Consider the following 11,170-nt stretch of genomic DNA (forward strand, 5'->3'; position numbering starts at 1 on the left):
GCCCGACACGAAGCGCTCGAAGAGCAGCTCGTGCTTGATCGGGTCGATCGAGGTCACGCCGAGCAGGAAGCAGACGCAGCTGTTCGCGGCCGACCCGCGCCCTTGGCACAATATGCCGCGGCGCCGGCTCTCGGCGACGATCGAATTGACGGTCAGGAAGTAGGGCGCGTAGCCGAGCTGGCCGATCAGGCGAAGCTCATGATCGATCTGTTTCCGGTAGGCAGGCGGAACGCCGCCGGGAAACATCCGCGCAGCGCCTTCCTCGGTGAGCGCGGCAAGCGCCTCCTGCGCCGTCCGTCCCTCCATCACCTGCTCATAGGGATATTGGTATCGGATCTCGGCGAGGTCGAAGCGGCATAGCGCCGCGATGTCGGCGGTCGCCGCGATCGCGTCGGGAAAGAGCGCAAAGCGCCTTTCCATCTCGGCCGGGCTCTTCAATGCCCGGTCCATGAAGCGCTCGCGCTTGAAGCCGAGCGCATCGATCGTCGTTTTCTCGCGGATCGCGGTCAGCACGTCCTGCAGCGGCCGACGCTCGGGCGCATGGTAGAGGATGTCGCCGAGCGCTACGCTCCGTACCCCGAGTTCCCGCGCCAGCGCGTCGAGCGCGCGAAGCCGTGCGAAGTCGCCTGGACGGCGCCGCAGTGAGAGCGCCAGAAAGGCGCGTGGGCCGAAGGCGCCGCGCAGCTCGGCGAGATCGAGCCGGGTGCGTTCGTCCGCTGCATCGGGCAGGAGGATCGCGACGATGCCTTGCGAACTGGCGGCGATGTCGGGCCAGTCGAGCCAGCAATTGCCCTTGCCGCCGCGCCCCTTGCCCAAGGACAGCAAGCGGGTCAGCCGCGACCAGGCGGCCCGATCGGTCGGATAGAGAAGGATCGAACGCCCGTCGCGCAGATCGACGCGCGTTCCGGCGATCAGCCGAACGCCGGTCGCCTCCTGGCCCGAAAGGCCGCGCACCATGCCCGCGACGCTGCCCCGGTCGCACAGCCCTAGGGCCGAATGGTCGAGGAGTGCGGCCGCCCCGAACAATTCTTCCGGCGCAGAAGCCCCCCGCAGAAAGGAGAAATGACTGGTGGCGTATAGTTCGACGTAGGTAGTGATCGGGGTCGTCATCCGAAGACGCCGTGCATATACCAGCTGAGGTCACCCGTATTGTCGGTGATCGCGTCGCCGCGGCGGAACAACCAGAAGCGCTCGCCGCTCTCCGCCTCGACCCGGAAATAGTCACGCACGGCCCACATTTCGCCCGGGCGGCGCCACCATTCGCCGTGAATGCGCTCGGGTCCATCGCCCGCGACCACGGCATAGGTCCGTCCGCGCCACGCGAAGCGGCGCGGCGGATGATCGGGCAGCAACGCCACGACGCCCAGCAACGCCTCGGGCAGCGCGAGCATACGGATGGGACGCGCCCACGACGGCCAACCGTCAGGCTTGGCCAAGGGACCGGCGCGTCCGATCGCGCGCTCGGGAACATCGCTCTCGATCGAGCGCAACCGGAACAAGGCCGCCTCGCCCGCGCGTCCGCCGAGCGCGTCGACGAGCGGAGCGAGGTCGGGCGGGCACGGGGTGCCATCGAACGCCGCGCCGCCGATCGCCTCGGCGCCGAGCGTCTCGACCTGCGGCGCCGCGAGCGTCACCGCCTCGATCCCGAGACCTGGTTCGATGCGGTCGATGCGGAGCTTGAACAGGCGGAGCAGATGGCTCGCGTCCCGCGTCGCCCGCGCCGTCCCGACCGCGATGACCTGTTCGCCCATATCGAGCCGGTCGCAGCGCAGGACCAGGCTCCGTATACCGAGCCCGCGCTCGCGCAGCGCGGGCACGAGATCGGCGAGCAGGTCGGCAATGACCTGTTCGATCGCCTCCGCCGTGCCGATCGGCTCGAGCAGCGACCGCCGCGCCTCGGGCATTTCGAAGGGAATGACCGGCACGATCGGTTCGGGCACGAACCCGCGCGCCTGATCGAGCCGCTCGACCGCAGCACGGCCGAGGCGCCGGGCCAGCGGCCCGCGCGGCATCGGGTAGAGATCGGCGATCCGCTCGATCCCGAACCGGGCTGCGGCGGCGAGCGCTTCCGGCGTGAGCCGGAGCGCCGCCAGCGGCAAAGGTGCGAGCGTCTCTCCTTCCCTCCCTTCCGGCAAGACTGTAGCCGCCCGCCCGCCATAGCGCGCGAGCGCGTAAGCGGAGCCGGGTGTCCCGGCGATCGCGACACGCGCGGAGAAGCCGAGGCGCTTCAGAAAGCCGAGCAGCCGCGCTGCAAAGCGCTCCTCGCCGCCAAAGAGATGCGTCGTCCCGGATAGATCGAGCCAGATTCCGTCGCTTCCGGACACGGCTGCTGTCGGCGTCCAGTAGCGGGCAGCATGAAGTGCGAGCCGATCGAGCCAGGCGCGGTCGGCCTCGGGATCGGCGTCGAATATCTCGAGGTCGGATACCAGCGCTCGCGCATGCGCCGCGGCCATGCCGGGCGCCAGCCCGAGGTCGAGCGCCGCCGGGCAGGCCGCGGTCACGACGTCGCGCTGGCCGGAGCGCGCGACAATGATCGTCGGACGAGCACCCCAGAGCAGTGGCAATGGAGCGGCTGCGCCGGGAGGCGGCCCGTCATCGCCGCGGAGCGCCCGGAAGACCGGTGCCGCCGCTTCGCTCCGTCGACCCAGCTCACGCATCGTCGGCCGCTGGTGCGCAGGCAAGGCGTCGAACGCCGACCGATCGGAGCGCGCCCCATCCGACGCGGCCTGCGCCCAGCGCGCGCCGGGGCGCCAGCCGCCGCCGCGCGGGACCGAACAGGCGCCCGGATTGTCGTCGACAGGTTGGGGGAAGCGCGGCGCCGCGCGCGCCGGTTCAGGCGGCGTGTCTTGCCGCCCCGCCCGCCGCAATCGCTCGACTGCGAGCTGCGGCAGGAAGAGCGAGGCGACCCTGATCATCGCACGCCTCCAGTTCGAGGGAGAAAGGCGGCCCGCCGCGCTGGCGGACGAGCTCGACCGACCAGCGCCCGCGCCCGACGCCCGGTGATGCGAGGCGCCCCGACGGCAGCGTTCCAATGCGCCAGCGGGTCATCGCGAGCGACGGATCGCCGAGTGGACATTGGCCGTAGCGCCGATAGCGACGGTAGAGCAGCATGGGCGTGTTGCCCTCGGATGCCGCGAGCTGCAGCCGCCGTGTCGCCGTCTGGTCCGCCGCCTTTACCTCGGCGATGACGCAGGCAAGCGAGCCATCGCGCAGCGCATCCTCGCACATCGCGAGCAATTCCTTGTCGGTCCGGCCCTGCGCATAAAGGACCCGGTCGGGGCCCAGCCCGGCCTGCTCCAGTCCGGGGGCGTAGAGATCGAAGCGCGTCAGCGCCCAGAGCGCCGAGACGCCGGGGGCGGCCGCGAAGCGTGCGGCAATCCCGGCGGCAAACAGCGTCGCGGCGGCATCGTCGCTCCAGCTCGCTGACGCGCCCGCGACCTCATGAAGGCCAGCGCCGTCGAGACCGCCCCCGGCGAGCAGATGATCGAGCGGGCCGACGCCGAACGGCAGCACGGGACCGCGCGACGCGGCGACGCGCGCGACCGCTTCGCGAAGCGCGGCAAGCTCGTCGGCACGCGGCCGGAGCGAAGAAATGGGCAACATGCTCATGCTGGTATCGACTCGAATGTTCTCTTTATGTTCCACCCGCACGGAACGTCCGTCAAGGCGCCTGCGACGAGCGGCTGTGGATCATTCAGCGCCGCGTCACGTTCCGCCCTGTAAAGCCGAGGAAATATATGCCGATTCCCACCGACCTTGCGCCTGGCCTCTCCGGGCAGACGCTCGCGATCTACGCCGTCGGCGCGGCGCTGATCCTCGTCACTCTGTTCAAGATTCCTTATGTCGGCCGCGTGATCCGCGCGCTTTTCTCGTTCGCACTGCTCGCATTCGGTATCTTCCTTATCCTTCAGCAGGCGCCCTTCGACCCCAATCTGTCGCGCATCACCGCGAGCCTGGGGCTCGACCGTCAGGAGGTCGTCGGCGACGAGGTGCGCATTCCGATGGGACGCGACGGCCATTTCTGGGCGAAGGCCATGATCAACGGAACCGAGCGCCGCATGCTCGTCGACAGCGGCGCGACCGTGACCGCCTTGTCGCCGGCAACGGCGGCGGCGGCCGGCGTGAAGGCAGACGCAACGCTCGTGCCGCTGCTGATGCAGACGGCGAACGGCACCATTCGCGCCGATGCGGGGACGGTGGACAATCTCACGATCGGCGGGATCGAAGCGATGAAGCTGAAAGTCGTCATCTCGCCCGGTATGGGAACCACCGACGTGCTCGGCATGAACTTCCTGTCCGCACTTGAGGCCTGGCGCGTCGAAGGACGGACGCTCATCCTCACCCCCAAGAAGGACATAGCCGGTGCCTGACGGAACAGGCCTATCGTTCGCGCATTTGAACAACAGGCTCTGACCGAGGACATCATGCGCGAACATCACAGCCGCTATTCGACCGTCTCGATCGTCCTCCACTGAACGATCGCCATTCTCATCATCGCCAATGCGACCTTCGGCGGCTGGATGGAGGACGCCGCCGACAGCGAAAAGCTCGGCTATTATCAGCTCCACAAATCGGTCGGCATCACGATCCTCGCGCTCAGCCTCATCCGTCTCGGGTGGCGGTTCGGTCATCCGTGGCCGGCGTTTCCGGGCGGCATGCCTGCATGGGAGCGCCTGCTCGCGCGCACCACCCATGTCCTCTTCTATGGGCTGATGATCGGCGCGCCGCTCCTCGGCTGGGCTGCGGCGTCGGCCGGCGGCGCGCCCGAAGTGCCGCTCTACGGCGCCGTGCCCGCGCCCAACCTTCCCCTGCCGCTGAACGACAATCTCGCCGACGAGCTAGGCGACCTGCACAAGCTCATGGTGAAAGCCATCTATGTCGTGCTCGCGCTCCATGTGCTTGGCGCACTGAAGCATCACTTCTTCGACAAGGACGAAGTGCTGCACCGGATGCTGCCGCTGTTCCGAAATCCGCGGGGCTAGGAAAGCCGCTCCGGCATCATGTTGCCGGCGTCGGTCAGCATGGCCAATGTGCGCGCATCGCGCTCGCCGCCGAACCAGCGCATGAGCGCGGCCGCGAACAACGGACGCCCGCTCATCGCCTCGAACAAGGTCAGCGACGAGCGCAGCTTCGTGGCATCCACCTCGCCAAAGACGGCCACCGGATCGCTCGCGGACAGGTCCTGAAGCGCCTCGACGCATTCGACATAGCGCGCGCCGAGAAGCGGGTGCGCGAGATAGGCCTGCGCCTCATCGGCCCCGCCAAGACCGTAAAGCTTCGCCATCGCGCTCCGGCCCAGACCCGTAAGCTGCGGGAAAATGAACCACATCCAGTGCGAACTCTTATGGCCCCGGCGAATCTCGCCGAGCGCTCGCGCATAGATTTGATCCTGCGCCTCTACGAACCGGTCGAGCCCGTCTTCCTTCGTCATAGGGCGAGGGCGCCTTGCGCGGGCGGCTTTCCATAGACTTGCGATACCTCGAGGCTCCCCTCGGGGAGCCATTTCAATATCTCGTCGGCCGGGACGCGCGGATCGAGCCAGGCCGCCCATTGATCGCGCGCGAGCGGGATGATCTGGCGATGGTGGTAGGGCGCGACGTCGGGACCGGCATCCATGGTCAGGAGGCTGAAGGCTTCGCCGACATGGCTGTCGCGCCACACGCCCGCCATGCAGAACCAGCGATGATCCTTCATCGTGAACAGCCATTTGTCCAAACGCTTCTGCGCCGGGTCGGTGGGGTCGGTGAACTCGTAGAAGCCGTCGCAGAGGACGAGGCATCGCTGCATGCCGAGATCGCGGCGCTCCGATCGCACATTATAGACCGGCTTGCCGCCTTGCCCCGGCCAGCTCCAGCGCCGGTTGACGAGCGATCCGGCGGCCGCGCCGTCGCTGCTCTTCACGATCGGCGCCGTGTCGGTGATGCGGACATCCTCGCGCGCGGGCACGTTCGGCGCGCCTTCGGGCATGTCGATATTGATCTCGAGACCGTCAAAATCCTCGGCGATCGACGCGATGTCGACCTCGAGCCTGTAATCATTGCACATGTGCGGCCGTCCCCTGGCACTTGCGACTCAACTTCGTTCTCATTATGTTCCAGTCGTGACCCTGACGCCAACCCCTTTTGATCCGGAGGCCGTAGACCGCGGCGAGCGGCTGCTCGTCCGGCGCAAGACCGATGATCCGACCAAGACCGAACTGGTCACGGCGGTATGGGGTTCCGACCCGAGATTCAACGACGGTATCAACTATCGCTTCGTCCGCACGGAGGGCCGGGCCTTCCCGGCGCGCCGCTGCCTGATCCCGGCTTCCGATTTCCGGATGGGTACGGGCGATCACCGCTACCGCGTGACGCTCGACAGCGGCAATTTCTTCTACCTCGCCGCGATCTGGGATCCGCCGCTCGCGGACTGGCCGCTCTCCTATCGCATCCTCACCATAGCGGCGGGCGCTGACATCATCCCCTATCAGTCGCGCCACGGGGTCATCATCCACCGCCGCGACGTGATGCACTGGCTCGACGGGACCCTGCCGAACGAGGTGCTGTTCGAGGAACCGCCGCGGCACAGCTTCTGCGTCGAGCCGCTGCGCGCCCAGGCCGACCTGCCCCTGTGAGCCGAGCCGCCAGCGCCGGGGCGCCCGCGCCCCAGCCCGACCTCTTCGGCCCGGCCCTGCTTCCCGGCCTCACCTATGCCGACGAGATCATCGGCGCGGCCGAAGAAGCCGAAGCCATCCGGCAGATCGAGGCGGCAGGGCTCACGCCATTCCAGTTTCAGCAATGGGAGGGCAAAAGGCTGACGCGCTCGTTCGGCTGGACCTATGATTTCCAGACCGGGCGCTTCGCGCGCGGCGAGGCCATCCCCGCATGGATCGAGCCGTTCAGGACCCGCGCCGCCGAATTTGCCAGGCTTGACGCAGACGCGCTCGAGCAGGTCCTGCTGATAGACTATGGCGTCGGCGCCGGAATCGGCTGGCACAGGGATCGGCCGGTATTCGAGCATGTGATCGGACTCTCGCTCGGCGCCCCGGCCACAATGCGCTTCCGGCGCCGGCGAGCCGGCGGGTTCGATCGCGCCAGCGCCGATCTCGCGCCGCGGTCGATCTATCATATGCAAGGCGAGGTAAGGAACGACTGGGAGCACAGCATCGCGCCGATGCCCGGTCGGCGCTGGTCGATCACGTTCCGAAGTCTGAAGCCAGCCTTCCACCAAAGCTAATCGGCGATCGTCTCGTCTTCGATCGCGGCGTGGATCATCCGATCCCAGACCTCCGCATCGCCCACCGCGAGCATCGCGGCGCTCGGCTCGCGCAGAGTCTTGAGGACCGCGAGCGCGGCATCGCTATATTCGCCCCAAAGCGCATCGACCGCCTCGCCCGCCGAGGACATGTCTCCTTCGGCGTTGCGGCTCAGCGCATGGCCGGCGAGGACGCGCGCGACGCGCTCCAGCGGCGAAGTCATCGCCCGATCGAATTCCGTCGCCAAGTGAGTCTCCTTCTACCGGCAACGCCGGCCGAACCCGCAAGTTGCGGTTCAACCCGAACTTCGCTGAGCTTCCGGTGCCAAGGACGGGACCTGCGCCGCCGCGACCTCGATCGCCACGATATTGTCGGGGCGGACCGGGAGGAGCTGCCAGATATTGGCGTCGCCCTTGGTCATCCGGGCCAGCAGCTTCGCGCCTTCCCAGAGTTCGACATGAACTCCATCTTCCTCGTTGCGGGCGATCTGAAACGCATGATCGGGGCTCTCGGCGGTGAAATCCACGCGCCGGGCCTCGGACGCGCCAGCGCCCGATATAATCAGGTGATAAGGACGCACGATGTGCTCCTATGTGACGGGAGCATGCGCTACCAGGCTCACGACATTCAATCGATCGGCCGACCGTAACAACGGGACTGCGGGTAATGCCGGAACCAAGAGAAGCCGATCTAGGGTGGAACCGCAGCCAATGATGGCAGCGTAGCACGTCGCGAACCAAAAAAGTAAGAAATCTCAATAAATTGCCGAAATTCTCCTTACTGCGCTGTAATCGCCCGGTTATAAATTTCGAGCAAACAAGCGCGGCGCCGGTCGGTTATAACCTATGATAAGACAGATCATCGGAACGGAGAATCCGGCCGGGCAACCAGCTCGAAGATATCGTCCGCTGAAAAGGCTTGGCCGTTCTCAAGGACAAGCGTGAAATGCTCGCGCTCCGCAGGCGCCGCCTCGACGAACCGGCCAAGGATGTCGCGAAGCGGGCGCGGCTCGGCGATCTCGTCCGGAAGAGGCGGAACCTCGGCGCCCCCGCTTTCGTCATGTCCAAGCGTCAGCGTACCGCGCTGGTTCCAGATATCGGGATCGTCGCTCATCATCCTGTCCTATCGTGGTTGTCCTTCACCCGCCCGGCCGGCGCGGGTATCGTCTTCCTCGCCAACCCGCGTGCCGCTTTCCGGATTATAGTCCTCCGGGATGCTGCCGCCGCTTTCGGGATCGCGCTTCGGTTCGCGGTCGAGCGTGTCGCTCGGCCGACGCGCCGCGCCCTCGGGCTGGTTCTCGGTGGAGATATTGGGGTTCTTCGTTTTCTCGGTAGGGACATCACGGACCGTTCGATCGCCACTTTCCTGATCGCCTTTCGGACGAATCTGCTCGCCGGGTCCGGTCTGGGTGCCGTCGTCGCGGGTGTGGATATCGCTCATTATCGTCTCCTATCTCCGTATCGGCCGCAGGACGCAGCGCCGGGGCAAGGCGGCGGACGCATCACGCCCACCGCCGCGCACCTCATGTTCAGAAGGGATAGTTGATCCCGTAATAGCCATAGACCTGTCGGCCATAGTCGCGGTCGAACGCCGGCTCTTCGCTCGTCGCGTAGCGCGGGGCCTTTTCGAGAACCGCCTTGTCGAGGCCGACCGCATAGCCGCCCTGGGCCACGTCATAGGTCAGGACATCCCAAGGGAGCGGATAATAGTCGCTGCCGAGGCCGAGAAAGCCGCCGAACTGGAGCACGGCATATTCGACCTTTCCGGACTGCTTATCGACCATGAAGTTGTATATCGACCCGAGCTTCTCGCCCTCGCGGCTATAGACGGCGGTGCCCTCGACCTTGTTCGAGGCGATGAGATGCTGGGTTTCGTCGGTGGCAATATCGGTTTGCACGGGAGTGTTCCTTTCACGTCCCCTCACCAAGGTTACGCACCGCGCGCCCGATCTATCCCTCGGCCTCCCATTTTGCGACGAACCGCATATCCGCGCGGCAGCCGGAACGAAAAGGCGCGGGCTGGAGTCTTCTCCTCATGCCCGATCCGACCGTCACTGCGCTGCGCGAGGCCGCCGTCCACCGCGGCTTTCGACTGGTCGCCTCGCGCAAGCGCACGCCGGGAACGGGCGACTATGGGAGATTCGGTCTCACCGACCCCAAGGGCAAGCCCGTGATCGGCATCGGAACCGACGGACTGACCGCAAGCGCCGAGGACGTGGAAGCCTTTCTCCGGCGCGGCGAACTCGACACATGGAAGCAATCGGCAACCGCTCCCGCCGCACCGATCAAGGCGAAACCGCGCGCCGCGACACCCGCTCCGGAAGCGGCGGCGGCGCTGCCCCGCCGCAGCGCTCGCCCGGCGCCGACACCGCCGGAAAGCAAGCCGAAGCCAACATGGTCACGAACGGAGCGGGTAGCAAAGCGCGCGCCCGAGCCGCCGCCGCTCGGAATCCGGCCGGCAGTCGAGAAGGACGCCCCGTCCATTGCCGCACTGCTGGGCCTTCGCGGAAAGGCGCGCGGCGAAGCTGCCGCCCGGATCGCCGCCTGCCGCAAGGCGGGCGGCGGCGTGCTTGTCGGGGAGCAAAAGGCAGTCCTCGGTTGCCTGGCCTACGTCCCGGTGCCCGCATTGCATCGCCCGCTGTCCGGCCGGATCACGACCCTCTTCGTCGCCGAGCGCCACCGGCGCGAGGGCATAGGCCGCAGCCTCGTCGAGGAAGCCGCCATGCTGCTCGCCAAAGCAGGCTGCGAGACCATCGAGGTGATGAGCGACATCGAGATCCGCAGCGCGCACGGCTTCTTCCGGCGCCTCGAGTTCGAAGAGACGAGCTACCGTTTCGCCCGCGCCCTCCCGAAAGGACGCAAGGCTTGATCACCGGCGCAGAGAGAAGAAAGGCAATACGATGCCCAAATTCATCACTATCGGTTACGGCGACGAGGCGGGCTATAATCGCACGCCATCCGACGTGCGCGATGCGGCGCACGCCCATGACGAAGCGCTCAAGGCGCGCGGCGCTATCATGGGCATAGCAGGGCGCCCCGTACAGATCCGCAACCATGATGCCCGCGGCACGGATACGAAGGAGGGGCCGTTTCTGTCTTCCAACCTCCCCCTCGCGGGCTTTGCATTGATCGACGCCGCTGATCTCGACGAAGCGATCGAGCTAGTCTCGAAATCGCCGTGCGCCGTTGCCCATGGCGTGATCGAAGTGTGGCCGCTCGAGCAAGGCTGAGAACGTTCGGAGCCACCGACGGCATCGCAACCGGCGCCGTCACTCAATGCGCAACCCCGAGACTATGCGGGCGCACCGACCTCGGCTACCGCGTCGATGATCGCGTCGCAAAAGGCCGGAAGATCGTCGGGACAGCGGCTCGTGACAATGTTGCCGTCGACCACGACCGCTTCGTCCACCACCTTTGCGCCGGCGTTCGCGACATCGGTGCGGATCGACTTGTAACTTGTCATGTTTCGACCGCTGGCCAGCCCGGCCTCAACGAGCAGCCATGGCGCATGGCAGATGGCCGCGACGGGTTTGCCCGCAGCCGCAAAACCCTTGATGAGCGCGATTGCGTCCGGATCGACGCGCAGCAGGTCCGGATTGATCTGACCGCCGGGCAGAACGAGCGCGTCATAATTGTCGACGAGCGCCTCCGATATCTTCAGATCGACCGCGACATCAACGCCCCAGTCGTCCTCGTCCCATCCGGTGATGTCCTCGGTGCCGATCGAGGCGACATCGACCTCGGCCCCCGCGGCCGTGAGGCGCTTCAGCGGCACTTCGAGCTCGGATTGCTCGAAGCCATCGGTTGCCATGATGAGAATGCGGCGGTCGGATAAGGGGGTGTCGGCCATGCTGGATGCTCCTTTGCTATCCCAACAATGCCCGAACGGCCCCGATGTTGCCCCGTCCCCCGTTCCGAGAGACCGCCGCGCCGCAAA

At 66.7% G+C, this 11,170-nt stretch carries 17 protein-coding genes; 6 read left to right on the forward strand and 11 right to left on the reverse strand.

Going from position 1 to position 11,170, the window contains the following annotated elements:
* From ABS88_RS04560 to ABS88_RS04570, 3 genes are all read right to left on the reverse strand, one after another.
* On the reverse strand, nt 1–1,098 hold a 1,098-nt coding region (locus tag ABS88_RS04560), incomplete at its 3' end, for a PHP domain-containing protein (protein ID WP_353745047.1).
* Between the two features lie 8 nt (nt 1,099–1,106).
* A complete protein-coding gene (locus ABS88_RS04565) occupies nt 1,107–2,915 on the reverse strand; it encodes a DUF6504 family protein (protein WP_353745044.1) in 1,809 nt (602 codons plus the stop codon).
* Nucleotides 2,833–3,609, reverse strand: a complete 777-nt coding sequence (locus tag ABS88_RS04570; RefSeq protein ID WP_286749221.1) for an ImuA family protein — start codon at nt 3,607–3,609, stop codon at nt 2,833–2,835. Before ABS88_RS04570 ends, ABS88_RS04565 begins: the two co-directional genes overlap by 83 nt.
* 128 nt (nt 3,610–3,737) lie before the next feature.
* On the opposite strand from ABS88_RS04570, the gene ABS88_RS04575 reads away from it, so the two are divergent.
* Complete coding sequence (locus ABS88_RS04575) at nt 3,738–4,370, forward strand: retropepsin-like aspartic protease family protein (RefSeq protein ID WP_286749222.1); 633 nt, start codon at nt 3,738–3,740, stop codon at nt 4,368–4,370.
* Between the two features lie 120 nt (nt 4,371–4,490).
* Nucleotides 4,491–4,982, forward strand: coding sequence for a cytochrome b (locus ABS88_RS04580; protein ID WP_353745048.1), 492 nt, complete (start codon nt 4,491–4,493; stop codon nt 4,980–4,982).
* Here ABS88_RS04580 and ABS88_RS04585 read toward each other — a convergent pair.
* Nucleotides 4,979–5,431 carry a DUF1810 domain-containing protein gene (locus ABS88_RS04585; protein WP_286749225.1) on the reverse strand — a complete coding sequence of 151 codons (453 nt, stop codon included), beginning with the start codon at nt 5,429–5,431 and terminating at the stop codon, nt 4,979–4,981. The genes ABS88_RS04580 and ABS88_RS04585 overlap by 4 nt on opposite strands.
* The gene (locus tag ABS88_RS04590) at nt 5,428–6,045 is read right to left on the reverse strand and encodes an SOS response-associated peptidase family protein (RefSeq protein WP_286749226.1); all 618 of its coding nucleotides are present in this window, start codon (nt 6,043–6,045) and stop codon (nt 5,428–5,430) included. Before ABS88_RS04590 ends, ABS88_RS04585 begins: the two co-directional genes overlap by 4 nt.
* Before the next feature lie 55 nt (nt 6,046–6,100).
* On the opposite strand from ABS88_RS04590, the gene ABS88_RS04595 reads away from it, so the two are divergent.
* Together ABS88_RS04595 and ABS88_RS04600 are read left to right on the forward strand one after the other, a co-directional pair.
* Entirely contained in the window at nt 6,101–6,613 is a 513-nt protein-coding gene (locus ABS88_RS04595; protein ID WP_286749228.1) for an SOS response-associated peptidase family protein, read from the forward strand.
* On the forward strand, nt 6,610–7,215 hold the full coding sequence (locus ABS88_RS04600; protein ID WP_286749231.1) for an alpha-ketoglutarate-dependent dioxygenase AlkB: 606 nt from the start codon (nt 6,610–6,612) through the stop codon (nt 7,213–7,215). Before ABS88_RS04595 ends, ABS88_RS04600 begins: the two co-directional genes overlap by 4 nt.
* Here ABS88_RS04600 and ABS88_RS04605 read toward each other — a convergent pair.
* The 5 genes from ABS88_RS04605 to ABS88_RS04625 all read right to left on the reverse strand — a co-directional run bounded on the left by ABS88_RS04605 (nt 7,212) and on the right by ABS88_RS04625 (nt 9,131).
* On the reverse strand, nt 7,212–7,481 hold the full coding sequence (locus tag ABS88_RS04605) for a hypothetical protein (protein ID WP_353745045.1): 270 nt from the start codon (nt 7,479–7,481) through the stop codon (nt 7,212–7,214). The two genes, ABS88_RS04600 and ABS88_RS04605, sit on opposite strands and share 4 nt — an antisense overlap.
* A 48-nt stretch (nt 7,482–7,529) precedes the next feature.
* The gene (locus ABS88_RS04610; protein WP_286749233.1) at nt 7,530–7,760 is read right to left on the reverse strand and encodes a hypothetical protein; all 231 of its coding nucleotides are present in this window, start codon (nt 7,758–7,760) and stop codon (nt 7,530–7,532) included.
* Nucleotides 7,761–8,092: 332 nt separating this feature from the next.
* Nucleotides 8,093–8,347: a hypothetical protein gene (locus ABS88_RS04615; RefSeq protein ID WP_286749235.1), complete on the reverse strand. Its 255-nt coding sequence runs from the start codon at nt 8,345–8,347 to the stop codon at nt 8,093–8,095.
* A gap of 9 nt (nt 8,348–8,356) precedes the next feature.
* A complete protein-coding gene (locus tag ABS88_RS04620) occupies nt 8,357–8,674 on the reverse strand; it encodes a hypothetical protein (protein ID WP_286749237.1) in 318 nt (105 codons plus the stop codon).
* Between the two features lie 88 nt (nt 8,675–8,762).
* Complete coding sequence (locus tag ABS88_RS04625; RefSeq protein ID WP_286749239.1) at nt 8,763–9,131, reverse strand: PRC-barrel domain-containing protein; 369 nt, start codon at nt 9,129–9,131, stop codon at nt 8,763–8,765.
* A 137-nt stretch (nt 9,132–9,268) separates the two neighbouring features.
* On the opposite strand from ABS88_RS04625, the gene ABS88_RS04630 reads away from it, so the two are divergent.
* Together ABS88_RS04630 and ABS88_RS04635 are read left to right on the forward strand one after the other, a co-directional pair.
* On the forward strand, nt 9,269–10,102 hold the full coding sequence (locus tag ABS88_RS04630) for a GNAT family N-acetyltransferase (RefSeq protein WP_286749241.1): 834 nt from the start codon (nt 9,269–9,271) through the stop codon (nt 10,100–10,102).
* Between the two features lie 31 nt (nt 10,103–10,133).
* The gene (locus tag ABS88_RS04635) at nt 10,134–10,463 is read left to right on the forward strand and encodes a YciI family protein (RefSeq protein ID WP_286749243.1); all 330 of its coding nucleotides are present in this window, start codon (nt 10,134–10,136) and stop codon (nt 10,461–10,463) included.
* Between the two features lie 62 nt (nt 10,464–10,525).
* Here ABS88_RS04635 and ABS88_RS04640 read toward each other — a convergent pair whose 3' ends face one another.
* Complete coding sequence (locus tag ABS88_RS04640) at nt 10,526–11,083, reverse strand: type 1 glutamine amidotransferase domain-containing protein (RefSeq protein WP_286749244.1); 558 nt, start codon at nt 11,081–11,083, stop codon at nt 10,526–10,528.
* Nucleotides 11,084–11,170: the final 87 nt, after the last annotated feature.

Source organism: Sphingopyxis sp. SCN 67-31 (assembly GCF_001725095.1).

Excerpts from the sequence above, each read along its gene's own strand:
- ABS88_RS04565 (WP_353745044.1), bottom strand. The coding sequence starts at position 2,915 with ATGATCAGGGTCGCCTCGCTCTTCCTGCCGCAGCTCGCAGTCGAGCGA.
- ABS88_RS04570 (WP_286749221.1), bottom strand. The coding sequence starts at position 3,609 with ATGAGCATGTTGCCCATTTCTTCGCTCCGGCCGCGTGCCGACGAGCTT.
- ABS88_RS04575 (WP_286749222.1), top strand. The coding sequence starts at position 3,738 with ATGCCGATTCCCACCGACCTTGCGCCTGGCCTCTCCGGGCAGACGCTC.
- ABS88_RS04585 (WP_286749225.1), bottom strand. The coding sequence starts at position 5,431 with ATGACGAAGGAAGACGGGCTCGACCGGTTCGTAGAGGCGCAGGATCAA.
- ABS88_RS04590 (WP_286749226.1), bottom strand. The coding sequence starts at position 6,045 with ATGTGCAATGATTACAGGCTCGAGGTCGACATCGCGTCGATCGCCGAG.
- ABS88_RS04615 (WP_286749235.1), bottom strand. The coding sequence starts at position 8,347 with ATGAGCGACGATCCCGATATCTGGAACCAGCGCGGTACGCTGACGCTT.
- ABS88_RS04620 (WP_286749237.1), bottom strand. The coding sequence starts at position 8,674 with ATGAGCGATATCCACACCCGCGACGACGGCACCCAGACCGGACCCGGC.
- ABS88_RS04630 (WP_286749241.1), top strand. The coding sequence starts at position 9,269 with ATGCCCGATCCGACCGTCACTGCGCTGCGCGAGGCCGCCGTCCACCGC.
- ABS88_RS04635 (WP_286749243.1), top strand. The coding sequence starts at position 10,134 with ATGCCCAAATTCATCACTATCGGTTACGGCGACGAGGCGGGCTATAAT.
- ABS88_RS04640 (WP_286749244.1), bottom strand. The coding sequence starts at position 11,083 with ATGGCCGACACCCCCTTATCCGACCGCCGCATTCTCATCATGGCAACC.